Source organism: Amycolatopsis mongoliensis (assembly GCF_030285665.1).
Lineage (GTDB): Bacteria > Actinomycetota > Actinomycetes > Mycobacteriales > Pseudonocardiaceae > Amycolatopsis > Amycolatopsis mongoliensis.
The window spans coordinates 10,038,252-10,061,006 of record NZ_CP127295.1; the positions used below are offsets into that span (position 1 = coordinate 10,038,252).

A 22,755-nucleotide genomic window follows, 5' to 3' on the forward strand; every position below is an offset into this window, starting at 1 on the left:
CCTCGGCGGTCCGGGGGACCCCGGCGAGGGGCCCGCGCTTGCCCGTCGCACGACGCGACCGGCCCGGTCTTCACCCGGGGCACCCCACCGCGGTAGGAGGGTTGCCGGCCAGCAAGCCGGGGCTTCGCGCTGGCACTCATGACCTGAGCCAGAAGGTAACCGAGAACGCCGCCGGCGGCCAACCCCGCCTCACATTCTGAGACGCCGCTCACACACCGTGAGCGTCAGAGCTTCGCGCGGAAGTGCCCCGGCAGCTGCGTCACGGCGTCGTCGGCGAGGTGCGTCGCCGTGCCGGTGTACTGCTCGGCCCCGGCGGTGAAGCGCCAGCCGCCGATGGTCTTCCCGTCGACCGGTTCGCCGACGGCCGCCGCGACGGCCGTCGAGACCTCGGCGAACGACTTGCCGTCCCAGTTCGCCGCCGCCGGGCCGGCCGGCAGGGTCCAGAGCGTGAAGTGCACGTGGGCGCCGGTGCTGCTGCCGCCGCACGGCAGCGCGTTGCCGGTCGAGCCGAGCTCGGCCCCGGCCTCGACGTGCTCACCGTCGGTGACCTTGATGCCTTCCATGTGGTAGTACCCGGTCCGCCAGCCGCCGGCGTGGTCGATGGTCACCCAGTCGCCGCCCGCGCAGTGCTGCAGGTGGACGGTGCCGGCCAGCGGCGCGCGCACGGTGTGGTCGGCCGGGCTGAAGTCGACGGCGTTCTTGACGCCGGTGCTGCCGTCGTCGGAGTGGATGCCGGCCGAGTAGACCTGCTGGCCGGCCTTGAACGGCAGGGCGAGCGCCGGGAACGGGGCCACTTCGGCGATCGCGGCCGGTGCGGCTGCCAGCCCGAGGACCGCGGTCATCGCGGCAGCCAGGACCGCCCCACGAACGTGCAGTTTTGTCACCGTGCGTACTCCTTTGACCTAACACTCACCCATTCGAACTAACCGGATCGAGCGCAGAGTAGGCCAAAGGTTGGATCACTGGGAAGATCACGTGAGGTTTTCGTGAGGGGCGTTCACCCTCGCGGAAAAAGATCACCAGGTCGGCGGGGAAACCGGACAAGCACCGGACAACGGCCAGTTCAGGGCACCACGGGTGCTCGAGGAGACATCACGCGTGCCGGGGAGGTCAACACGCGTGACTGAGGGGTCGACACGCGTGACTGGCGGGTCGACACGAGTCGTCCGATCGGTCACGGCGCGGCCACGACCACGAACGGGTCAACGACCCGACTCGCCCTTCCAGCGGGCCAGGCGGCCGGCCCGGTCCACGGCACGGAGCCGGCGCTCGGCGTCGTCGCGGACCCCGCTCGTCGTGACCACCAGCAGCTGGTCGTGCTCCTGCAGGCGGCTGGTCTTCTGCGGCGTGAAGCCCGCGCCGTCGCGCACGACCAGGCTGACCGTCGCGCCGACCGGCAGCCGCAGCTCGGACAGGTACACGCCGTGCAGCTTCGAGCCCGGCTGGATGCGGACCTGCAGCAGCTCGGCGCCCAGCTCGTCCAGCGGCGCGGCGTCGACCTCGATCTCGTGCGCCTCGGACTTCCGGGCCAGCCCGAGCCGGTGCCCGAGCGGCCCGAGGGTCGCACCCTGCACCAGCGTCAGCACGATGACCAGCACGAACACCGCGTCGACCAGCCGTTGCGCGCCCGGGAGCCCTTCCGACAGCGGGATCATGGCGAGCACGATCGGCACCGCGCCGCGCAGCCCGGCCCACGACAGGAACACCTGTTCCCGCCACGGCAGCCGGAACGGCAGCACCGAGAGCACCACCGAGATCGGCCGGGCCAGCAGCAGCACGACGGCGCCCGCGACCAGGCCCGGCACCAGCGTCTCGAGCAGCCGGCTCGGCGAGGCGAACAGTCCGAGCAGCACAAACAGCCCGATCTGCGCCAGCCAGCCGAGCCCCTCGGCGAACGACAGCGTGTCCGAGCGGTGCGGCAGCCGCGAATTGCCCAGCACCAGCGCGGCGACGTACGTGGCGAGCAGCCCGGACGCGTGCAGCAGCTGCCCGGACGAGTACGCCACGACGCACACCGCGACCGTGGCGAGCGGGTAGAGGCCGGTCGCCGGCAACGCCGCCCGGCGGAGCGTGAAACCGCCGAGCCAGCCGAACGCTAGCCCGATCGCCAGGCCCGCCCCCAGTTCGTAGACCACCAGCAGCGGCAGCGTCCAGTCCACAGTGGTGCCTTCGGCGAGCACGACGACCGCGATGTAGGCCGGCGCGTCGTTGATGCCGGACTCCAGCTCCAGCGCGCCGACCAGGCGTTTGCCGATCCCGGCCGTGCGCAGCACGGAGAACACCGCCGCCGCGTCGGTCGAGGCGAGCACGGCGCCCCACAGCAGGGCGAACCGCCAGTCGAGGCCCAGCAGGAAGTGCAGGGCCGCGCCGGTGACCGCGACGCTCACCACGACGGCCACTGTGGACAGTGCGATTCCGAGGCCCAGCGAGGGTTTCACCGCCGACCACCGCGTCGTCAGCCCGCCTTCGGCGAGGATCATGACGAGCGCGGCGAGGCCGAGCGACTGGGTCAGCTCGGGGTTGTCGAACCGGATGCCGAAGCCGGCTTCGCCGAGCACCACGCCGATCCCGAGGTACAGCAGCAGCGAGGGCAGGCCGAGCCGGATGGAGACGCGCACGGCGAGCACCGAGGCGAGCAGCACGACGCCGCCGACGCCGAGCAGCACGGGAAGCTGGTCCATGCCGCCTCCCTCCGAGTGCCGTGGGCCCTCAGAATAGTGAAGCGACCGGGTTAACTCGTTCGTGTACCGCCGGCCCGAGCCGGACACTCGGTGTGTTAAGGCCGGGCGGCGACACCCAGCGCGTCGAGATCGACACCGAGCGCGGCGAACGGCTGGGCCGCGCTCGGCCGCACCTTCACCGCGCGGTGGCCGTCGCGGGCCACCCAGCCGGCCTCGACCGCCCGGTCGAGCAGCGCGGCGGGCAGCGCGCCGGCGAGGTGGTCGCGGCGCTCCGTCCAATCCAGACAGTCGCGCAGCAACGGCCGCCGCCCGGCGGCGACCGGCACGCCGAGGCCGGCCAGCACCTCGCGGCCGCGGCCGGTCAGCGTCAGCCCGCCGGCGGTGTCGAGGAGGCCGGTGGCGAGCATGCCGTCGCGGACGGCGACGCCGAGCACGCCGGCGAGGTGGTCGTAGCAGGTCCGCGCGAACTCGAGCCGCTTCACCCGCAGCGACGACTTCAGCCCGGTCACCGGCCGGTGCTCGGCGTGCTGGGCCAGGTGCTCGATCAGCTCGGCGACGCGCGGGTCGGCGATCCGGACGTAGCTGGCCCGGCCCTGCTTGACCCGGACGACGAACCCGGCGTCGACCAGCCGGGTGACGTGCTCACTGGCCGTGGAGAGCGCGATCCCGGCCGCCTTGGCCAGCTCGCCGACGGTCCAGGCCCGCCCGTCCAGCAGGGCGAGGCACATGGTGGCTCGGCTGGGGTCGGCGAGCACCGCGGCGACCTCGGCGAGAGCGATCGTCTCCATGCGACCACGGTACGGCGGCCGCACTTCGCCCGCGGCCGAAGCGACGTACCCCGGCGGACGACACGCGTGCTCAGCCGGACGCCATGAACCGCGGCCGCCTCCGGCGCGTCGTCCGGGCGGGTACGGGTCAGATGCCCTTCAGGAACTTCGCTGCCAGGGTGACCGCCGGGCCCGAGTCGTTCGAGTCCTCCAGGAGCACCGCGAACGCCACGGACCCGCGGTAGCCGACGAACCAGCCCGTGGCGTTCGAGCCGTCGCCGAACTGGGCCGTGCCCGTCTTGCCGAACACCGTGCCCGCGCCCGCCGCGCCCCGGCCCGTTCCGCTGGTCACCACCGCGCGCATCATCGTCCGCACCTGGCCGAGCACCGACGCCGGCGGCGGCGAGTAGCCCTTGACGACCGTGGTCTCCAGGTCGTGCCACAGCCGCGGCGTGATCGCCTTGCCGGACGCGACCGTGGCCGCCATCAGGGCGCCGCCGAGGCAGCTCGCCTGGATCCGGCCCTGGCCGAACCCGTCCTCGACCAGCTCGTCCTTGCTCGCCGCGGGCTCGACCTTGCCCAGCTCGGTGTCGATCCCCGGGATCTCGTAGTCGGCGTTGAGGCCCAGCTCGTCGGCCGCCTTCTGCAGCCCGTCGGCCGGCAGCGCCAGCGCGAGCTGCCCGAACGTCGTGTTGCAGGACCGCGCGAACGCCGTCTGCAGGTTCGTCGCCCCCAGCTCGAAGCCCTCGTTCTTGACCGTCCGCGTCCCGATCGTCGCGACGCCGGGGCAGTCGACCGGCGAGGCCGCGGTCAAGCCGCTCTGCTGGACCGCGGCGACCGACGTCGCGATCTTGAAGGACGAACCGGGCTCGTACAACCCGTGAAGCGCCTTCGGCGCGTTCCCGGCGGCCGCGTTCTGCGCCACCGCCAGGATGTCGCCCGACCCGGTGTCGAGGGCGACCAGCATCGCCGAGCCCCGATAGCTGTTCACCGCGGCCTGCGCGGAGTTCTGCGCGGTCAGGCTCAGGCTGGACGTCAGCGTCTTCGCCCCGCCGTCGGCTTTCCCGAACAGCGTCTCGAGGCTCTTCCCGCTGGTGTCGACGCGCTCGACGGCGAACCCGCCGCCGCTCGCCGCCGTGACCTGCCCGGTGAGCGCCGAACGCAGCAGCGGCGCCGGGTCGCCTTCGACCGCGCGCAGGCCGCCGGACCCGCTGATGAGCAGCGGCTTGCCGTCGCGGTCGGCCACGGCCGTCGTGTCCTGCACGGCCGTGCTGACCACCAGCCGCTGGCCCGCCTCCAGCTTCGGGTGCAGCAGCGACGGCGCCCAGTGCACGAGCCACTTCCCGCCGGCCTGGGCCAGCTGGAACGTCACGTCGTAGGTCCAGACCTTGCCCGGCTTCAGCGCCCACGCCAGGCTGAACGTGCCGCCGGTCTGCGTCGCCCCGGCCGGGGTCGGCTGCAGGACGGTCAGCTTGGCCGTCACCGACGACGGGTTCAGCGTGTTCCGCGCGTCCCGCAGGGCCACCGCGGCCGCCGGGGCGGCGTCGGTCAGCCGGGCCGCCGCGTCCGGGTTGTTCTCGGTGATGTCCTGCAGGTACTCGGTGATCGCCGAGTGCGGGTCGATGGCGCCCGGGCTCTCGACGCTCGTCGCCCCGGCTTCCGCTTCCGGCGTCGCTCCCCCGCCGTTCAGCACGAAGAACGCCGCCACCACGATCGCGACGACCAGCAGCACGCCGCCGATCAGGATGCCGCGTCTCTTGGCAGAACTCATTCCGCGATCCCCTCCCCCAAGGAGGCCGCCCCCGAACCGTCGGGGTGGCCAGTCGGGTTCTCACCCTACCGGCCACCCCCGGCGATCAGGCCTTGGCGACCGAGACCGTCACCTTCGTGCCGTCGCCGACCGTGCCGGCGGAGCCCTCGGCCACCGGGGCGTGGGTCACCGACGTCGCCAGCGTCTCCGACGCCAGGAACTCCTGGTGCCGCTCCGCCGCTTCGACGACCTCGGAAGGCGCGTCCACGGTCAGCGCGATCCGGTCGGCGACGTCCAGCCCGGCGTCGCGGCGCGCCTGCTGCACGACCCGGACCAGGTCGCGGACCAGGCCCTCGGCCGCCAGCTCCGGCGTCACCTCGGTGTCGATCAGGACCAGCCCGGACCCGCCGGGCAGCTCCGCCGCCGCGCCGCCGCCCTTGGCGACCAGCCGCCGCTCGAACTCGCCTTCCCGCAGCGAGATCCCGGCCGCGACGACGGTGTCGCCCTGCAGCGACCAGTCACCCGCCTTGACGGCCTTGATCACGGTCTGGACGTCCTTGCCCAGGCGCGGGCCGGCCGCGCGCGCGTTGACCGCGACCTCGAACCCGCCGTGCGCGGCGACGTCGGTGGTCAGCTCGACCGCCTTGACGTTCACCTCGTCGCGCAGGATGTCGGCGAAGGGCGCCATCGACTCGGCGTCACCGGCCGCCACGACCAGCGAAGCCAGCGGCAGCCGCACGCGCAGCTTGTTCGCCTTCCGCAGCGACAGCGCCGACGACGCCACCTGCCGCACCCGGTCCATCGCGGTGACCAGCGCGGCGTCCGCGGGCAGGTCGAGCGCGTTCGGCCAGTCGCTCAGGTGCACCGAGCGGCCGCCGGTGAGACCGCGCCAGACCACCTCGGTGGTCAGCGGCAGCAGCGGCGCCGCGACGCGCGAGGTCACCTCCAGGACGGTGTGCAGTGTGTCGATCGCGTCCTTGTCGCCCGCCCAGAAGCGGTCGCGGGAGCGCCGGACGTACCAGTTCGTGAGGACCTCGAGGAAGTCCCGCACGGTCTGGCACGCGCCCGCGACGTCGTAGCTGTCCATCGCGCACTCGACGTCGGTGACCAGCTCGTGCGTCTTCGCCAGGACGTACCGGTCGAGCACGTTCGGCGAATCCGTGCGCCACTGGCCTTCCACGCCCTCGGCGTTCGCGTAGAGCGCGAGGAAGTAGTACGAGTTCCACAGCGGCAGCACGGCCTGGCGGACGGCGTCGCGGATGCCCTTGTCGGTGACGACCAGGTTGCCGCCGCGCAGGATCGGGCTCGCCATCAGGTACCAGCGCATGGCGTCGGAGCCGTCGCGCTCGAACACCTCGTTGACGTCCGGGTAGTTGCGCAGCGACTTGGACATCTTCGCGCCGTCGGAGCCCAGCACGATGCCGTGCGCGACGCAGGCGCGGAACGCCGGCCGGTCGAACAGCGCCGTCGCGAGCACGTGCAGCAGGTAGAACCAGCCGCGGGTCTGCCCGATGTACTCGACGATGAAATCGCTCGGGTAGTGGTGCTCGAACCAGTCGGCGTTCTCGAACGGGTAGTGCACCTGGGCATACGGCATCGAGCCCGAGTCGAACCAGACGTCGAGGACGTCCGGGACGCGGCGCATGGTGGACTTCCCGGTCGGGTCGTCCGGGTTCGGCCGGGTCAGCTCGTCGATGTAGGGCCGGTGCAGGTTGTCCAGGCGCACGCCGAAGTCCGCCTCCAGCTCGTCGAGCGAGCCGTAGACGTCGGTGCGCGGGTACGCCGGGTCGTCGGACTGCCACACCGGGATCGGCGTGCCGAAGTACCGGTTGCGCGAGACCGACCAGTCGCGCGCGTTCTCCAGCCACTTGCCGAACTGGCCGTCCTTGACGTTCTCCGGGTACCAGGTGATCTGCTGGTTCAGCTCGACCATCCGGTCCTTGAACTGCGTCACCGCGACGAACCACGACGAGACCGCGCGGTAGATCAGCGGGTTGCGGCAGCGCCAGCAGTGCGGGTACGGGTGGTCGTAGGTCTCGTGCCGCAGCAGCACGGCGCCCTGCTGCGCCGCGGATCCCGTGCCGTTCTTGAGGTCCCGGATGATGTTCGGGTTCGCGTCGAAGACCTGCTGGCCTTCGTAGTCCGGCACGGTCGCGTCGAACTTGCCCCGCGCGTCGACCGGCGTCACCGGGGCGATCCCGGCGGCGTCGGTGACGACCTTGTCCTCTTCACCGTAGGCGGGCGCGATGTGCACGACACCCGTGCCGTCTTCGGTGGTGACGTAGTCCGCGGACAGGATCCGGTGCGCGTTCTCGGCGCCGGTGAAGTACGGGAACGGTGGCGCGTAACGGGTTCCGAGCAGCTCCGCACCCGTGTAGTGCGCGACGACCGTCGGCTCTTCGCCGAGTTCGCGCGCGTACGCGGCAACCCGCGCTTCGGCGAGCAGGAACCGCTTGCCGGGGAATTTCTCGCTCTCGACGACGACGTACCGCACCTCGGGGTGCACCGCCGTCGCCATGTTGGACGGCAGCGTCCACGGGGTCGTCGTCCAGATCAGCAGGTACGTGCCGTCGAGGTCGTTCCCGTTGTCCTGCATGCGGAAACCGACCGTGACGGCCGGGTCCTGCCGGTTCTGGTAGACGTCGTCGTCCATCCGCAGCTCGTGGTTGGACAGCGGCGTCTCGTCGCGCCAGCAGTAGGGCAGGACGCGGTAGCCCTCGTAGACGAGTCCCTTGTCCCACAGGCGTTTGAACGCCCACAGCACCGACTCCATATACGTGACGTCGAGCGTCTTGTAGTCGTTGTCGAAGTCGACCCAGCGGGCCTGGCGGGTCACGTACTCGCGCCATTCGTTCGTGTAGCGCAGCACGGACTCGCGCGAGGCCTCGTTGAACTTCGCGATGCCCATCTCTTCGATCTCGGACTTCTCCGTGATCCCCAGCTGGCGCATGGCTTCGAGTTCGGCGGGCAGGCCGTGGGTGTCCCAGCCGAAGCGGCGCTCGACCTTGCGGCCCTTCATCGTCTGGTAGCGGGGCACCAGGTCCTTGACGTACCCGGTGAGCAGGTGGCCGTAGTGCGGCAGGCCGTTGGCGAACGGCGGGCCGTCGTAGAAGACGTACTCGTTGTCGCCGTGCTCGCCGGCCGGGCGGGCGTCGATGGTCGCCTGGAACGTCCGGTCCGTCTCCCAGTAGGCGAGGACCTGCTTCTCCAGAGCGGGGAAGGACGGCTGCGACGGGACGCCGCTGCCATCGCCGAGCTGGGCCTGGGGGTACATCCGGGTGCTCCTCGGTTCGTCGCTCTCGTACGGACGACCGGGTTCCCGGTCACCCACACGGGGACGAAACGCCTTGGCGGCGCACCGCGGTACCACCCCGCTTGCCCGGCGGTGACGCTGCCGGGCCGCTCGTTCGACGGCTGTCACGGGCCGCACCCGTCCGGTTCTACTGAGAGCTCGCGCTCGGTTCTTCCGGAGACTCCCCGGTGATGGCCGGATCGACGCCTTGCTGGTTACCAGGTTAACCGGCCCGCGCAACCCGGTTGTCACGAGGGGCACGTACGCCGGAGAGGGTCACGCCGATCGCCAGCAGCCACAACGCTCCCGCGATCAGGCCGGCCGCGTGCAGGCCTTCGACGAACTCCCCGCCCGGCTCGCCCACGACCGCGCCGAGCACCGCCACCCCGAGTGCGCCGCCGGCCTGGCGGGCCGTGTTGTTGATGCCGCTGGCGACGCCCGCGCGCCCGGGCGGGATGCCGCCGACCGCGGCCGTCACCACCGCCGTCGTCAGCAGGCCCATCCCGACGCCGAGCCCGAGCAGCGTCGGCAGGAGGGCCGCGTAGGCGCTGTTCCCGTTGACCAGCACCAGGTTCAGCATGCCGAGCGCGCCCAGCGCCAGCCCGGCGACCATCAGCGGGCGCGGCCCGACCCGGCCGGTCAGCCGGCCCGCGACCGGCGCCAGCACCGAAAGCGGGCCGAACAGCGGCAGCACCTCGAGCCCCGCGGTCAGCGGCGACGCGTGGCGCACGCCCTGCAGGTACAGCGTCAGCACGAGGACAGCACCGATGCCGACGAAGTTCATCGCCGCCGCGACGAAGTTCGCGCCCAGCGTCCGCCGGGCGACGTCCAGCGGCAGCATCGGATCCGCGGAACGGCGTTCCACGGTCAGGAACGCCGCCAGCGCGGCGAGCGCCACCACCGCGGCGGGCACACTCCCGCCGATGACCGCGTAGACGCCGGCACCGAGGGCGGGCGCGGCGGTGACGACGGCGGCGACGTCGACCCGCCGGCCGGGCACGCGGTCGCCGCGCGGCACGAGCCGCCGGGTCGCGAAGGCGGCCGCGAGCACGATCGGGACGTTGAGCCAGAAGACCGGCCGCCAGCCCGCGGCCGAGACGACCGCGCCGCCGAGCACCGGGCCCGCCGCGAGCGCCAGGGCCGACACCCCGGCCCAGATCCCGAGGGCCCGCGCGCGCTCGGCGTGTCCCGGGTAGGCGTTCGTGATCACGGCGAGGGTGCCGGGCAGCAGCAGCGCGGCGCCCAGGCCCTGCCCGGCCCGGGCGGCGACGAGCCAGGGCGCCGTGCCGGCGAGCCCGCAGGCGGCCGAAGCCGCGCCGAACAGCGCGAAGCCCGCGAGGACGACCCGGCGGTGGCCGAAGACGTCGCCGAGTGCGCCGCCGGTGAGCAGCAGCGCGGCCAGGACGACGGAGTAGCCGTCCACCACCCACTGCTGCGCCGCGAGGCCGCCGTGCAGGTCCGCGCCGATGGCGGGCAGGGCGACGTTGACGACCGTGACGTCCAGCTGCACGAGGAACATGCCGGCGCACATGGTGACGAGGAGGGCGGAACGCATGTCCCCCAGTGGACCGCGCGGACGCTTCCGTCGCGGCGGAAGTGTGCCGGGGGCATCCTGGAGGCATGGAAGGCGACGCCGACATCGCCCGCACCGCGGCGCTGTTCGCGGACCCGGCGCGGGTCCGCGTGCTGCTCGCGCTCGCCGACGGCCGGGCGCTGGCGGCGTCCGTGCTGGCGGCCGAGGCCCGGCTGTCCGCGCAGGGCGTCAGCGCGCACCTGGCGAAGCTGCGGGCGGCGGGCCTGGTCGTCGCCGAGAAGTCGGGGCGGCACCGGTTCTACCGGCTGGCCGGCCCGGAGCCGGCCGAGCTGATGGAGACGCTGGCGCGGTTCTCGCCGTCCCAGCCGGTGTCGTCGTTGCGCGAGGGCACGCGCGCCGAGGCGTTGCGCACGGCCCGGACGTGCTACGACCACCTGGCGGGCCGGCTCGGGGTGGCGGTGACGTCGGCGTTGCTCGCGCGCGGCGCGCTGGCGGCCCAGGACGGGGTTCCGAGCACCCGCCGTCGCGAAGGTGACCGGATTTCGGCTCCGCTGCGCGAACACCCGTACACGCTGGGTCCCGCCGCGCGCTCGGTGTTCGGCGAGCTGGGGGTGGACCTCGACGCGGCCGCGGCCGGCCGCCGGCCGCTGCTGAAGTTCTGCCTGGACTGGAGCGAACAGCGCCACCACCTGGCGGGCGCGCTGGGCGCGGCCGTCGCGACGCGGTTCACGGACGCGGGCTGGGTGCGACGGCGCGGCCGGGCACATCGCGCCCTGCGGCTGACCCCGGAAGGAGCGCGGGCCCTGGACACCCACCTGGGCCTGGCGGGCCTCGCCGCCTGACGACGGGTCAGCGGTGGGCGGCCACCAGGTTCGCGTCGGGGCAACAGCGGTCACAGGGGGTGAAGCCGAGCTGACGGGCTTCGCCGACGCCGATCGGGATCGTGTCGCGAGTACCCAGCCACGCGCAGGTCGTCAGGTGGTAGCGCGGGTGCTCGTCGACGACCACGACCTCGTCCTCGAGGTCGGCCAGCACGGCAATGTCGTCCGCCGGGGTCTCTTCCACACCCGGGTCGGTCTCGGCTTCCGGCTCGGCCTCGGTTTCGGCCGCGGCGGGTTCCGCCGGCGCCGGCTCTTCGGGCTCGGGCGTGCCGGCCGTATCCCCCAGGTCACCGGCGGCCGGGATGAGGACGGTCTGCTCCTCCGCGGCCGGCTTCCCTTCCGCCGAAGACTCCTCGGCCGGGGGCTCTTCGGCGGCGGGTTCTTCGGAGACAGGTTCTTCGGACGCGGGCTCGGCGGGTGCCGCCGGACGACGCCGGCGGCGCAGCCAGTCGGCGACCAGGATCAGCCCGGCCAGCACCGAGAGGCCGATGGAAACCCACGCCCACAACGATGAAGCGGTGATGAGCGCCGTGACGAGCAACCCCAGAGCCGCCAGTACCAGTACCAGCACGATGTAAAGCACGCTGAATTACAGCACGAACAGGGCAAGATCGGCGGTCGACCCGCCCACGTGCGGTACCGGATCGACTCCGAACCGTGGCCCACCCCGCCGGCGCGTGCCGACGGGGTGGGCCCGGAGGAAAACTCAGCCCGCTTCGGCCCGCGGGCCGAACGAGTAGCCCTGGCCGCCGCTCGACGAACCGGACGACTGCCCGGAGTTCGACGAGGCCGACGCCGGGGCCGCGGAGCCGCGGTCGTCGAGTTCGCGCAGCTGGGACTCGAGGAACCCGCGCAACCTCGTGCGGTACTCCCGCTCGATCGTGCGCAGCTCTTCGATCTTCTTGCCCAGCCCGCCCTTCTCGGCGTTGAGGCTGTTCATCGTCTCGGTGTACTTCCGCTGGGACTCGCGCTCCAGCGTCGTCGCCTTGTCGCGCGCCTGGCGCTCCAGCGTCTCCGCCCGGGTCCGCGCGTCGTTCAGCATCGTGTCGACCCGGGTGCGGGCCTCGTTGACCATCGAGTCGGACTTCGCCCGGGCGTCCGAGAGCAGCTGCTCGGACTTGGTGCGGGCCTCGGCCAGCATCCCGTCGGACTCGGTCTTCGCCTCGGCGGTCAGCCGGTCGGCCATCTCCTGGGCGAGGCCCAGGACCTTGGCCGCCTGCACGTTCGGCTCCGTGCTGTCGCCGACCATCGAGTGCGCCTGGGTCTGCTCCATGGCGGACTGCGGCGGCGGCACCGGCGCGAGACGCCGCGACGGCTCTTCACGCATCGGGGGCGCCGATTTGGCACTGTCGAGCTCGCTTCGAGTCGACTCAAGCTCGGCGTCGAGCTGCTCCATCTGCTGGCGCAGCTCGTTGTTGTCCTCGATCAAGCGGGCCAGCTCGGTCTCCACCAGGTCGAGGAACGCGTCCACCTCGTCCTCGTTGTAGCCCCTCTTGCCGATGGGCGGCTTGCTGAACGCGACGTTATGCACGTCAGCGGGGGTCAACGACATCAGATCACCTCACGCACTCCATGGCCTGCAGGGTCCACCCAAGTCTCCCCGATCAACTTGGAGTCGCCAGTTGCATCGCGAAGAACACAACCAACAGCAGCACCATAATCGATAAGTCCAGTCCGACGCCGCCGATTCGAACCATCGGAATGATTCGTCTGAACAGACGAACCGGCGGGTCCGTCACTGTGTAGATGGTCTCGAGCGTGACCGCAACCCCCCCGGCCGGATGCCACTCACGGGCGAACGTCCGGACGAGTTCGATCACGATCCGCGCCGTCAGCAGCAGCCAGAAGGCGAACAGCACGTACCAGACGACCAGCCACACAGCTTCCACGTACCTACTCTAACCGGGCGTCCTCGCAGAAGACGCAGTTGAGGGGGTCGACGCGGCATCGGGTCGACAAAATCACGTCTGCTTGCGCTCAGCGGTAAGCGCGACTTCAGCCGCGCAGGAACAATCCGCCCTCGGCAATCCGTCGGCGGTCCTCCGCGGTGACGTCCACATCGGGCGGTGAGAGAAGGAACACCTTGTTGGTGACCTTGTCCATCGACCCGCGCAGCGCGAAGGCGAGCCCGGCGGCGAAGTCGACGAGCCGCTTGGCGTCCGCGTTCTCCATCTCGGTGAGGTTGATGATCACCGGGATGCCCTCGCGGTAGTGCTCGCCGATGGCGCGCGCCTCCACGTAGCTCGTCGGGTGCAGCGTCGTGATCCGGCTCAACGGATCACGCAGCGGCGGGCGCGCCGGCTCGGTGACCGGCCGCAGGCGTGCCACCGGTTCCGGCTGCCGGTCCATCGCCAGCGCACCGTGGACGGCGGGCTCGGCGGCTGCCACGGAGCGTGACCGGCTGCGGCTGACAGGCTCGTCGTACGTGTCGTCGACGTCGCGGTACCGTGAGCGGGACGACCGCGGCGCCGGCTCCTCGTAGGAGTCGTAGTCGTCGTCGTAGCCACGCCGGTAGTCGTCCTCGACTTCGTAGCCGTCGTCGTCAGCGGGCACCATCCCGAAGTAGGCCTTCAGCTTCTGCAGCGCGCTCATGCCTCTCCCTAGCCCTAGCCGCTCCCGCACCAACGCTTCTCCACGCCGTCAGTGCCCCGCACGAGCGACCACTAAACGTGACGACCGCGCGAGCTCCCTACGGCGAGGCTAAACCGCGCCCGCCGAGCAACGCGGTTCCGACACGCACACAGGTCGAGCCGTGCGTGATCGCCTGCTCGAGATCATGGCTCATCCCGGCGGAGACTTCTGCGGCATTCGGGTGATCTTTCCGGAGCCGCTCACCCGCGCGGGCGAGCCGTTCGAAGGCCTCCGCAGGGTCGGCGCCGAGCGGCGCGACGGCCATCAGGCCGCGAAGCCGCAGTTCGCCCGTGTGAGTGACGCGCTCAGCGAGGGCGCCGAGCTCGTCCAGCGGGCAGCCGCCGCGCTCCGGGTCGTCGTCGAGGCTCGCCTGGATCAGCACGTCGAGGGGTTCCTCACGTTTACCGGCGTCCCGAGCGGTTCGCACCGCCTTCGCGAGCGCGTCGGCGAGCCGGGCCGAGTCCAGGGACTGCACTTCCTGTGCCCACTCGACCACGGACCGCGCCTTGTTCCGCTGCAGCCGGCCGACCATGTGCCAGCGCAGGTCCGCCTCCGGGCGCAGCTCGGCGACCTCCGCCACCTTCGGGCCGGCCTCCTGGTCGCGGTTCTCGCCGACGTCGGTCACCCCGAGGTCGGCCAGCAGCGCGGCGTCCGCGGCGGGGAACGTCTTGGTGATCGCGATCAGCTTGACCTCGTCGCGCGCCCGGCCGGCGGCCCGGCACGCGGCGGCGATCCGCGCCTCGACCTCGGCGAGGTTCGCGGCCAGCTCGGCCTTGCGGTCGACTGTGCTCATGCCGTCTCCGCGGGAAGAAGTACGTCGGCGGTGTTCATGCCGCCTCCGCGGGAAGAAGTACGTCGGCGGTGTTCATGCCGCGATCCAGGTGATCCCGGCGATCCGGCCGGTCGTGCCGTCGCGGCGGTAGCTGAAGAGCGTCTTGTCCTCGTTCGTGCATCGCGGGTCGACGCCGATCTTGCCGACGCCCAGGTCGGCGAGCTGCCGCCACAGCCCGGCACGCAGATCGAGCCCGGGGGTGCCCTTCCGCGTCTTGCAGGCGCTGCCCGGAACGTGCTTCTCGACGTCGGCGGCCATGGCGGCCGGCACCTCGTAGCAGTCACCGCAGATGGCCGGGCCCAGCAGCACCTCGATGCGGCCCACCTCGGCACCGGCTTCCCGCATGGCCTCGACGGCGGCCGGGACGACGCCGACCCGCGTGCCGACGCGCCCGGCGTGCACCGCCGAGACCACGCCGGCCTCGGCGTCGGCCAGCAGGATCGGAACGCAGTCGGCGACCAGCACCACGAGCGCGACGCCCGGCGTCGCGGTCACGAGCGCGTCGGTCGCTTCGGCGGCCTTCGTCTCGGAGCCGTCCACAGTGGTCGCCGTGCGGCCGTGGACCTGTTCCATCCAGGCCAGCTTGTCCTCGGCCAGGCCCAGCTCGGCGGCGAGGCGCTTGCGGTTCGCGTAGACGTCGCCCTCGTCGTCGCCGACGTGATCGCCCAGGTTGAACGTGTCGTACGGCGGCCGGGACGCGCCGCCCGCCCTGGTCGTGACCACTCGCCGAACCCGCATGCTTGCCATCCTCCCAAACGCCGTGAAGGCCTCCTTACCGGCCTTGAGAGCCGGTAAGGAGACCTTCACGGACAGTGTGTCCTCAGCGCTCGGTACCTAGCGCCGCATGAACGGCGGGACATCGACCTCGTCGTCCGACGGGTCGTCGTGCACCGGCATCGCGCGGCCGGGCAGGCTGCCCTGGGTCGCGTTGGAACCGATCGGCGAGTAGCCGCGCGAGCCGCCACCCGGCTGCGGGAGCCCGCCCGAAGACTGGTTCCCCGTGGCCGAGGGCAGCGGCGAGTGCGACCGGGGCGGCGCGACCGGGTAGCCGGAGCTGCCGGCCGACGGCACCGGGGTGGCCCCCGACGGCGGCGTGGGCGGGTGCGAGACCTGGCCGGCCGACGCCGACGCGGTGGTCCCGGACGAGCGCGAGCCGGAACCGAACGTCGACGGGTCGAGCTTCTTGTGCGTCGGCGCGCCGGCGTCGAACCCGGCCGCGATCACCGTGACGCGGACCTCGTCGCCGAGCGAGTCGTCGATGATCGTGCCGAAGATGATGTTGGCGTCCGGGTGAGCGGACTCCTGCACCAGCGACGCGGCCTCGTTGATCTCGAACAGGCCCAGGTCGGAGCCGCCGGCGATCGACAGCAGCGCACCGTGGGCGCCGTCCATCGACGCCTCCAGCAGCGGCGAGTTGATCGCCTTCTCCGCCGCCTGGATGGCCCGGCCCTCACCGCGCGCCGAGCCGATGCCCATCAGCGCGGAGCCCGCACCGGACATGACGCTCTTGACGTCGGCGAAGTCGAGGTTGATCAGGCCCGGCGTGGTGATCAGGTCGGTGATGCCCTGGACACCGGACAGCAGCACCTCGTCCGCGGAGCGGAACGCGTCCATCAGCGAGACGCCGATGTCGCCGAGCTGCAGCAGCCGGTCGTTCGGGATCACGATGAGGGTGTCGCACTCGTTGCGCAGCGACTGGATGCCGTCCTCGGCCTGCTTGCCGCGGCGCTTGCCCTCGAAGGTGAACGGGCGGGTCACGACGCCGATGGTCAGCGCGCCCAGCTTGCGGGCGATCTGCGCCACGACCGGGGCGCCACCGGTGCCGGTGCCGCCGCCTTCACCGGCCGTCACGAACACCATGTCGGCGCCCTTGATGACCTCTTCGATCTCTTCCCGGTGGTCTTCGGCGGCCTTCTGGCCGACCTCGGGGGCGGCGCCCGCGCCGAGGCCGCGGGTCAGCTCGCGGCCGATGTCCAGCTTGACATCGGCGTCGGACATGAGCAGTGCCTGGGCGTCGGTGTTCACCGCGATGAACTCGACACCCTTGAGGCCGACCTCGATCATGCGGTTCACGGCGTTCACGCCGCCACCGCCGATGCCGACCACCTTGATCACCGCAAGGTAGTTGTGCGGGGGCGTCATCGAAGTCCGCCTTCCTGATCGTTGTGCCCGTACAGCCCGCCGGTGGGTGATCAACTCTCAACCTAAACCCCAGATTGAGAGTTATGTCAACCGCCGACGTTAGGCAGGACGGTAGGCACCAGGCAGGCTCTAATCCAGTAGGCACGCCGTGTGTCGCAAAGGTGTTTTGCCACAACACGTTCGAGCGCGCAAGAGCGAGGAGCCGCGATCACCGCTCCGGCCCCGTCTGCTATGGCTCGCAATCACGCCGGCGCGGGCATGCTCATCAGGACGTCCGTGGGCGCGCCGTTGGGCGATCCACCGGCCGGCTCGAGGCTCACCGCGAGCGTGTCGACGCTGCCCACGCCGTCGGCCACGACCAGGCCACCGTCGTCGGCGGCGGCGATCACCCCGGCCGAGCGCGGCGCGGCGGAGCCGGTGATCAGCCAGGCCTCGTACACCTTCCCGCCCGGCTGCGCCGGCAGCCCCGCGTCCATCACCATCACGCGGTTCAGGGACTTCGACAGGATGACCGTCACGCCGCCGCCGGTGGGCGCCTCGCCGTGCGCCGTCTTCGCGTCGGGGGCGGCGAGCAGCGCCGCCACCGGCTCGTACCGCTGCTTCGCCTGGTCGAGCCGGGTCTGCGCGGTCTGCAGCTCCTGCTGCTGGGTCAGCGCGATCCCGCCGAACACGCCGCCCGCGGCGAGCCCGACGACGGCGGCCGCGGCCGCCACGACGACCGCCCAGCGCGGCGCCCGCGCCGAGCGCCGGTGCCGTTCGGCGACGGGCCGCGTCCGCGGCGGCAGCTGGCGGGTGGCGTGCATGGCGGCCAGGACGCGGTCCTTGAACTCCGGCGACGGCTCCTCGGCCATCGCCGCGCCCAGCCGCGCCGCGGTCGCGCGCAGTTCGGCGACCTCCTGCGCGCACGACTCGCACTGCTCGAGGTGACGGCTGAACTCCGCCCGCTCGAGGTCGGACACCGCGTCGAGCGCGAACGCGCCCGCCAGGGTGTGCATCTCCGGTGTGCTCACGCAGTCACCCCCAGGCAGTCCCGCAGGCGGATCAGCCCGTCCCGCAGCCGCGTCTTGATGGTTCCTTGCGGCGTCGACAGCACTTCGGCCACCTCGCGATACGTATAGCCCTGGTAGTAGGCGAGCAGCACCGACTCGCGCTGCAGATCGGTCAGGAAGGACAGGCACCGGCGCACCTGGGAGCGTTCGAGCCGCGCGGTGACGGACTCGGCGACCTCGTCGAACGGCCGGCCGCGGGCGGCTTCGAAGGTCGCCTTCTGCTCCCGCTCGGTGCTGGCGCGCGCCGAGCGGACCCGGTCGACCGCCCGGCGGTGCGCCAGGGTCATCGCCCAGTTCAGCGCCGAGCCCTTGTCCGGCGAGTACCGCGTCGCGGTGCGCCAGAGTTCGACGAGCACCTCCTGGGCGACCTCTTCGGACTGCGCCGTGTCGCGCACGATCCGCCGCACCAGCCCGAAGATCGGCCCGGCGAGCTGGTCGTAGAGCAGCTCGAAGGCCCGCTCGTCGCCCTTCGCGACGCGCACCATCAGCTCCTCGGCGGTGGGCGCGGCCGGGGGGTCGGAGGGCACCGGCGTCACGGGGCGCGGGCGGGCCGGCTCATCCATGCAGCTGTCCTCCGGCGTTCTGCGGGGTGCGGGGCACGACCGCGGCCTTCCGCAGCCACAACGCGACGCCGTGGCGGCGGATCAGCGCGGACACCCGCTGCGGGAGCAGCGGCCGGGCCAGGACGAGCCGGGCCAGCCACCGCGGGTTCACCGGGCGGCGAACTCCCCGCAGCGTAGCGACCAACGGCGTCGAACTCCCGCGGCGCAACGCCACGGTGAGGTCGAGCAACGCTTCCGGATGGGGCAGGCGCATCCGGTACTCGCCGTCCATCTCCTGGAACGGCGAGACGTAGAACTCCTTGCCCACTCGGACGCGGCCGGCCTCGTCGGGGTGCAGCAGGTAGGCGTGCCGGCCGCCGTAGGTGTTGTGCACCTCGGCGACGACGCAGGCGAGCCGGCCCTCGGGATCGTGGCACCAGTAGACGCTGATCGGGTTGAACACGTACCCGAGCACGCGCGCGGCGGCCAGCATGACGACCTTCCCGCCACGCAGGTCGACGTCGCGCTCGGCCAGCCACGCGTCCAGCTTCTCCCGGATCCCGCGCGGGTCGCCCGCAGCGAAGTGGTCCCGGCTGTCGAACCGGGCGAACGGCTGCAGCCACGCCGGCAGCCGCGGCGGCGCGTCCAGGTCCACCAGCCACAGGTACACGCGGTGCGCGAAGGAGTGCGGCGGGTCGATCCGCCGCACGTGCGCGACCGTGGCGTCGTAGAGCGCGTTCGTCACCAGGTCACTCCGAGGCTCTCGGCGGCGCGGGCGCCCGACGAGCAGCCGTCCTCGTGGAAGCCCCAGCCGTGGTAGGCACCGGCGTAGGCGACGACGCCGTCGTTGAGCTCGGGCAGCCGTCGTTGCGCCGCAACGGATTCCGGCGTGTAGACCGGGTGCTCGTAGTGCATCTTGGCGACCAGCGCCTCCTTGCCGGTGCCCTCGCCCGGGTTGAGCGTGACGACGTAGCCGGTCGGCTCGTCCAGCCGCATCAGGCGGTTCATGTCGTAGCTGACCTGGACCGCGCCGGTCGGGGCGCCGCACACGGGAGCCCGGTAGTTCCAGCCCGCGCGGGCGTCGGCCAGCGACGGCAGCACGCTCGTGTCGGTGTGCAGCCAGGCCTCGTTGGCCGAGTAGCGGAAGGCGCCGAGCACCTCGCGTTCGGCGCCGGTCGGGTTGGCCAGCAGGGCCAGCGCCTGGTCGGCGTGCGTGGCGATGACGACCTTGTCGACGCGGTGCGGGGTGTCGGCGTCGTCGCGGATTTCGACGCCGCCACCCGTCCGCAGCACCGACCGCACCGGCGTGGACAGGTGCACCGCGGTGAGCTGCTTGGCCGCGCGTTCGACGTATTCGCGGGACCCGCCGACGACGGTCCGCCAGGACGGCGAGTTCTTCACCGAGAGCATGCCGTGGTTGCGGAGGAACTCGAACAGGTACCGCGCCGGGTAGCGCAGCGTGTCGCTGCGGTCCGCCGACCAGACCGTCGAGACCAGCGGCAGCATGAAGTGGTCGACGAAGTAGCGGGTGTAGCCGCCGATGGCGAGGAACGCGCCGAGCGTGACGTCGCCGGCGTCGTTCGCCGCCAGCAGCCGCTTCGCGTGCCGGTGGAACTTCTTGACCTCGGCCAGCATCCGCAGGTAGCGGGCGCGGACGAGGTTGCCGCGCTGGGCGAACAGCCCGGGCAGCCCCTTCGCGCCGGCGTACTGCAGGCCGCAGCCGTCGCACCGGATGCTCATCGACATCTCGGTGTCGCGGGTGTGCACGCCGAGCTCCCCGAACAGCTTCAGCAGCGTCGGGTAGGTGCGCTCGTTGTGGACGATGAAGCCCGAGTCCACGCCGATGGTGCCGCCGTGGGCGCTGGGCACGTCGTGGGTGTGCGCGTGGCCGCCGAGCCGGTCGTCGGACTCGAACAGCAGGACCTCGTGCTTGCGTTGCAGCAGGTATGCCGCCGTCAGCCCGGCCACCCCGCTGCCGATGACGGCGATGCGTTCTCCCGTGATCTCCACACCGGTACTTCGCCGCCGGGCCGCAGGTGGATTGGAGGGAGCCGGCACCAATCCACGACGCGGGAGAGAGCGAATCCCGGACATGCCGAACAGCACCGCGCACCGCCTCGCCTCGTTCGCCGAAAAGCTCCTCGGCGGGCAGCTCCCCGTCGGCCTCCGAACCTGGGACGGAACCCGCGCCGGCCCAGTGGACGCGCCCACGGTGGTGCTGCGCAACCGCCGCGCCCTGCGCCGCCTGCTCTTCGCGCCGGGTGAGCTGGGTCTCGCCCGCGCCTACGTCACTGGTGACCTGGACGTCGAGGGCGACCTCGCCGACGGCTTCCGCCGGATCTGGTCCCTCACCCGCGCGGGTGAGCTCAAGCGGGTGAAGCTGGGCCCGCGGGAGTGGGCCGAGGCCGCCAAGCTCGCCGGTTCGCTCGGCGTCTTCGGACTCCCGCCCAAGCCGCCCGCCGAAGAGGCCCGGCTCTCGGGCAAGCTGCACAGCCTGCGGCGCGACAAGTCCGCCATCGCCCACCACTACGACCTCAGCAACGCCTTCTACCAGCTGCTGCTGGACGACTCGATGGCCTACTCCAGCGCGTACTTCACCTCCGACGAGCCGGGCTACGGCCTCGAACAGGCCCAGCACGACAAGCTGGAGCTGATCTGCCGCAAGCTGGGGCTGCGCCCGGGCATGCGACTGCTCGACATCGGCTGCGGCTGGGGTTCGCTGCTGGTCCACGCGGCCAAGCACCACGGCGTGCACGCCGTCGGCATCACGCTCTCGGCCGAGCAGCTGCAGCACATCCGCGGCCGGCTCGCCCAGCACGACCTCGAAGACCGCGTCGAGGTCCGCCGCCAGGACTACCGGGAGCTGCCCGACGCGCCGTTCGACGCCGTCGCGTCGATCGAGATGGGCGAACACGTCGGCGAAGTCAACTACCCCACCTACGCCGCGACGCTGCATCGCATGGTGAAGCCCGGCGGGCGCGTGCTCATCCAGCAGATGTCCCGCGGGAACGTCGCTCCCGGCGGCGGCGCGTTCATCGAGCGCTACATCGCGCCCGACATGACGATGCGGCCGGTGGGCCGGACGGTCGACCACCTCGAGGCGGCCGGGCTCGAGGTCCGGGACGTGCACGCGATGCGCGAGCACTACGTCTGGACGGTCCGGGCCTGGGCCGCCACCCTGGAGCAGAACTGGGCCGACGTCGTCGCGCTGATCGGCGAGACGGGCGCGCGGGTCTGGCGGCTCTACCTGGTGGGCGGGGCACTGGCGTTCGAGGAGAACCGGATGGGCGTGGACCAGATCCTGAGCGTGCGACCGCACGCCGACGGCACGAGCGGCATGCCCGCGACGAGGGAGTGGCTCTGATGTCCCTCGGCGGCACGCTGCTGGTCACCGCCGCCGTCACGGTCGTGGCGGTCGTGGTGACCTTCGGGATCGCGCGGGCGCGCAAGCGGTACGACACGATCGACACGTTCTGGGGGCTCGGCTTCGCGATCGTCGCGGTCACCGCGTTCCCGTTCGGCGACGGGCCCCTGGCGCTGCGGCTGGTGGTCACCGCGCTGACCGTCGTCTGGGGTGTCCGGCTTTCGCTGCACCTGCACCTGCGCAACCACAAGCTGCCGGAGGACCCGCGGTACGCGCGGATGGCTTCGGGGCCGCTGCGGATGTTCGTGCGCGTGTACCTGTTCCAGGGCGTGGTGCTGTACTTCGTGTCGCTGCCGGTGCAGTTCGCGATGTACGGCACCGGGTTCGGGGTGCTCGGCTGGCTCGGCGTCGCGGTGTGGCTGCTCGGGTTCGCGTTCGAGACGGTCGGCGACGACCAGCTGCGCCGGTTCAAGGCCGCCCCCTCGAACAAGGGCAAGGTGCTCGACACGGGGTTGTGGCGCTACACGCGGCATCCGAACTACTTCGGCGACGCGTGCGTGTGGTGGGGCCTCTACCTGCTGGCCTGCTCCACGTGGCCGGGCGCCGCGACGATCCTCTCGCCCGTCGCCATGACCTTCACCCTCGCTCGCGGCACCGGGAAACCGATGCTGGAGAAGGGAATGGCGAAGACCCGCCCCGCCTACGCGCACTACGTCGAGCGGACGAGCGGCTTCTTCCCGTTGCCACCCAGGAAGGTCACTCCCCGGTGAGGCCGTCGGCCAGCTCGCGCAGGACGTCGAGGTGGCCGACGTGCCGGGCGGTCTCCTCGATCATGTGCGTGACGACCCAGCGGACGTTGAAGGTCTCGCCCTTGTGCGTCACTTCGTCGTCCAGGCCGTGCTTCGCGACGATCTCGCGGCTGCGGGCGCACTGCTTTTCGTAGCCGGCGAGCAGCTGCGCGAGTGTCGTCTCGGGTGGGACCCGGAACTCCGCGTCCGGGTCCTGCTCGAGCTTCTCCTCCCAGGTGTCCTCCTCGCCGCCGACGACCACGGCGAACCAGAACCACTCGTTCAGCGTGAGGTGGGCGAGCAGGCCGGCGATGGTGGTCAGCTCGCTGGGCAGGTGGACTTGGCGGGCCTGCGCTTCGGTGAGCCCTTGGCTCTTCCACGCGGCGGTGGCGCGGTGGTAGTCGAGCAGGCTCGTGAGGATCTCGCGCTCGCCGCCGGTGAGCGGGACCTTCGGGCGCTGCGGTCGTTCGGTCATGCCCGGCACTGTGCCAGAGGGGTCCGA

21 protein-coding genes and 1 riboswitch are annotated in these 22,755 nt (G+C 71.9%); of the genes, 3 read left to right on the forward strand and 18 right to left on the reverse strand.

The genetic code is table 11. The annotated features are described in order from the left end of the window. Positions 1–29: 29 nt before the first annotated feature. Positions 30–144: riboswitch (SAM riboswitch) on the reverse strand. Between the two features lie 80 nt (positions 145–224). From QRX60_RS48085 to QRX60_RS48110, 6 genes are all read right to left on the reverse strand, one after another. Further along, positions 225–884 (reverse strand): M23 family metallopeptidase, encoded by a 660-nt coding sequence (locus tag QRX60_RS48085; RefSeq protein ID WP_285998142.1) that lies wholly within the window; start codon positions 882–884, stop codon positions 225–227. Between the two features lie 318 nt (positions 885–1,202). Then, a complete protein-coding gene (locus QRX60_RS48090; RefSeq protein WP_285998143.1) occupies positions 1,203–2,681 on the reverse strand; it encodes a potassium/proton antiporter in 1,479 nt (492 codons plus the stop codon). Between the two features lie 95 nt (positions 2,682–2,776). Continuing rightward, positions 2,777–3,469 carry an ArsR/SmtB family transcription factor gene (locus tag QRX60_RS48095; protein ID WP_285998144.1) on the reverse strand — a complete coding sequence of 231 codons (693 nt, stop codon included), beginning with the start codon at positions 3,467–3,469 and terminating at the stop codon, positions 2,777–2,779. A gap of 127 nt (positions 3,470–3,596) precedes the next feature. Further along, on the reverse strand, positions 3,597–5,219 hold the full coding sequence (locus QRX60_RS48100; RefSeq protein WP_285998145.1) for a penicillin-binding transpeptidase domain-containing protein: 1,623 nt from the start codon (positions 5,217–5,219) through the stop codon (positions 3,597–3,599). Between the two features lie 85 nt (positions 5,220–5,304). Continuing rightward, the gene (gene ileS / locus QRX60_RS48105; protein WP_285998146.1) at positions 5,305–8,472 is read right to left on the reverse strand and encodes an isoleucine--tRNA ligase; all 3,168 of its coding nucleotides are present in this window, start codon (positions 8,470–8,472) and stop codon (positions 5,305–5,307) included. A 241-nt stretch (positions 8,473–8,713) separates the two neighbouring features. Further along, on the reverse strand, positions 8,714–10,045 hold the full coding sequence (locus QRX60_RS48110) for an MFS transporter (RefSeq protein ID WP_285998147.1): 1,332 nt from the start codon (positions 10,043–10,045) through the stop codon (positions 8,714–8,716). Positions 10,046–10,110: 65 nt separating this feature from the next. On the opposite strand from QRX60_RS48110, the gene QRX60_RS48115 reads away from it, so the two are divergent. Then, positions 10,111–10,866: an ArsR/SmtB family transcription factor gene (locus QRX60_RS48115; protein ID WP_285998148.1), complete on the forward strand. Its 756-nt coding sequence runs from the start codon at positions 10,111–10,113 to the stop codon at positions 10,864–10,866. 7 nt (positions 10,867–10,873) lie between these two features. Here QRX60_RS48115 and QRX60_RS48120 read toward each other — a convergent pair whose 3' ends face one another. The 11 genes from QRX60_RS48120 to QRX60_RS48170 all read right to left on the reverse strand — a co-directional run bounded on the left by QRX60_RS48120 (position 10,874) and on the right by QRX60_RS48170 (position 20,111). Then, entirely contained in the window at positions 10,874–11,488 is a 615-nt protein-coding gene (locus tag QRX60_RS48120; protein WP_285998149.1) for a hypothetical protein, read from the reverse strand. A gap of 123 nt (positions 11,489–11,611) precedes the next feature. Beyond that, positions 11,612–12,457 (reverse strand): DivIVA-like cell division protein Wag31, encoded by an 846-nt coding sequence (gene wag31, locus QRX60_RS48125; RefSeq protein ID WP_285998150.1) that lies wholly within the window; start codon positions 12,455–12,457, stop codon positions 11,612–11,614. Between the two features lie 52 nt (positions 12,458–12,509). Next, positions 12,510–12,785, reverse strand: coding sequence for a YggT family protein (locus QRX60_RS48130; protein ID WP_072477845.1), 276 nt, complete (start codon positions 12,783–12,785; stop codon positions 12,510–12,512). Positions 12,786–12,900: 115 nt separating this feature from the next. Then, positions 12,901–13,497 carry a cell division protein SepF gene (locus QRX60_RS48135; RefSeq protein WP_285998151.1) on the reverse strand — a complete coding sequence of 199 codons (597 nt, stop codon included), beginning with the start codon at positions 13,495–13,497 and terminating at the stop codon, positions 12,901–12,903. Positions 13,498–13,594: 97 nt separating this feature from the next. After that, on the reverse strand, positions 13,595–14,329 hold the full coding sequence (locus tag QRX60_RS48140) for a YggS family pyridoxal phosphate-dependent enzyme (RefSeq protein ID WP_285998152.1): 735 nt from the start codon (positions 14,327–14,329) through the stop codon (positions 13,595–13,597). Between the two features lie 72 nt (positions 14,330–14,401). After that, positions 14,402–15,106, reverse strand: coding sequence for a peptidoglycan editing factor PgeF (gene pgeF / locus QRX60_RS48145; protein WP_285998153.1), 705 nt, complete (start codon positions 15,104–15,106; stop codon positions 14,402–14,404). Positions 15,107–15,202: 96 nt separating this feature from the next. Continuing rightward, complete coding sequence (gene ftsZ / locus QRX60_RS48150; RefSeq protein ID WP_285998154.1) at positions 15,203–16,510, reverse strand: cell division protein FtsZ; 1,308 nt, start codon at positions 16,508–16,510, stop codon at positions 15,203–15,205. Between the two features lie 242 nt (positions 16,511–16,752). After that, the gene (locus tag QRX60_RS48155; RefSeq protein WP_456298878.1) at positions 16,753–17,520 is read right to left on the reverse strand and encodes an anti-sigma factor; all 768 of its coding nucleotides are present in this window, start codon (positions 17,518–17,520) and stop codon (positions 16,753–16,755) included. Further along, positions 17,517–18,122, reverse strand: a complete 606-nt coding sequence (gene sigK / locus QRX60_RS48160; protein WP_285998155.1) for an ECF RNA polymerase sigma factor SigK — start codon at positions 18,120–18,122, stop codon at positions 17,517–17,519. The genes QRX60_RS48155 and sigK overlap by 4 nt, the downstream gene beginning before the upstream one ends. After that, on the reverse strand, positions 18,115–18,849 hold the full coding sequence (locus tag QRX60_RS48165) for a DUF1365 domain-containing protein (RefSeq protein ID WP_286003850.1): 735 nt from the start codon (positions 18,847–18,849) through the stop codon (positions 18,115–18,117). Before QRX60_RS48165 ends, sigK begins: the two co-directional genes overlap by 8 nt. Continuing rightward, positions 18,843–20,111 (reverse strand): NAD(P)/FAD-dependent oxidoreductase, encoded by a 1,269-nt coding sequence (locus tag QRX60_RS48170; protein ID WP_285998156.1) that lies wholly within the window; start codon positions 20,109–20,111, stop codon positions 18,843–18,845. Before QRX60_RS48170 ends, QRX60_RS48165 begins: the two co-directional genes overlap by 7 nt. A gap of 82 nt (positions 20,112–20,193) precedes the next feature. Here QRX60_RS48170 and QRX60_RS48175 point away from each other — a divergent pair, with 82 nt between their 5' ends. Both QRX60_RS48175 and QRX60_RS48180 read left to right on the forward strand, forming a co-directional pair. After that, complete coding sequence (locus tag QRX60_RS48175) at positions 20,194–21,465, forward strand: SAM-dependent methyltransferase (protein WP_285998157.1); 1,272 nt, start codon at positions 20,194–20,196, stop codon at positions 21,463–21,465. Then, a complete protein-coding gene (locus QRX60_RS48180; RefSeq protein ID WP_285998158.1) occupies positions 21,465–22,235 on the forward strand; it encodes a DUF1295 domain-containing protein in 771 nt (256 codons plus the stop codon). The genes QRX60_RS48175 and QRX60_RS48180 overlap by 1 nt, the downstream gene beginning before the upstream one ends. On the opposite strand, the gene QRX60_RS48185 is transcribed toward QRX60_RS48180, so the two are convergent. After that, positions 22,222–22,728, reverse strand: coding sequence for a DinB family protein (locus tag QRX60_RS48185; protein WP_285998159.1), 507 nt, complete (start codon positions 22,726–22,728; stop codon positions 22,222–22,224). The genes QRX60_RS48180 and QRX60_RS48185 overlap by 14 nt on opposite strands. Between the last annotated feature and the right edge of the window lie 27 nt (positions 22,729–22,755).

Bases quoted from the DNA above. Each gene is read 5' to 3' on its own strand.
- QRX60_RS48185 (WP_285998159.1), bottom strand. From the start codon at position 22,728: ATGACCGAACGACCGCAGCGCCCGAAGGTCCCGCTCACCGGCGGCGAG.
- QRX60_RS48110 (WP_285998147.1), bottom strand. From the start codon at position 10,045: ATGCGTTCCGCCCTCCTCGTCACCATGTGCGCCGGCATGTTCCTCGTG.
- QRX60_RS48100 (WP_285998145.1), bottom strand. From the start codon at position 5,219: ATGAGTTCTGCCAAGAGACGCGGCATCCTGATCGGCGGCGTGCTGCTG.
- QRX60_RS48140 (WP_285998152.1), bottom strand. From the start codon at position 14,329: ATGAGCACAGTCGACCGCAAGGCCGAGCTGGCCGCGAACCTCGCCGAG.
- ileS (WP_285998146.1), bottom strand. From the start codon at position 8,472: ATGTACCCCCAGGCCCAGCTCGGCGATGGCAGCGGCGTCCCGTCGCAG.
- QRX60_RS48135 (WP_285998151.1), bottom strand. From the start codon at position 13,497: ATGAGCGCGCTGCAGAAGCTGAAGGCCTACTTCGGGATGGTGCCCGCT.
- QRX60_RS48095 (WP_285998144.1), bottom strand. From the start codon at position 3,469: ATGGAGACGATCGCTCTCGCCGAGGTCGCCGCGGTGCTCGCCGACCCC.
- sigK (WP_285998155.1), bottom strand. From the start codon at position 18,122: ATGGATGAGCCGGCCCGCCCGCGCCCCGTGACGCCGGTGCCCTCCGAC.
- QRX60_RS48180 (WP_285998158.1), top strand. From the start codon at position 21,465: ATGTCCCTCGGCGGCACGCTGCTGGTCACCGCCGCCGTCACGGTCGTG.
- wag31 (WP_285998150.1), bottom strand. From the start codon at position 12,457: ATGTCGTTGACCCCCGCTGACGTGCATAACGTCGCGTTCAGCAAGCCG.
- QRX60_RS48115 (WP_285998148.1), top strand. From the start codon at position 10,111: ATGGAAGGCGACGCCGACATCGCCCGCACCGCGGCGCTGTTCGCGGAC.
- QRX60_RS48175 (WP_285998157.1), top strand. From the start codon at position 20,194: ATGCCGAACAGCACCGCGCACCGCCTCGCCTCGTTCGCCGAAAAGCTC.
- QRX60_RS48090 (WP_285998143.1), bottom strand. From the start codon at position 2,681: ATGGACCAGCTTCCCGTGCTGCTCGGCGTCGGCGGCGTCGTGCTGCTC.
- ftsZ (WP_285998154.1), bottom strand. From the start codon at position 16,510: ATGACGCCCCCGCACAACTACCTTGCGGTGATCAAGGTGGTCGGCATC.
- pgeF (WP_285998153.1), bottom strand. From the start codon at position 15,106: ATGCGGGTTCGGCGAGTGGTCACGACCAGGGCGGGCGGCGCGTCCCGG.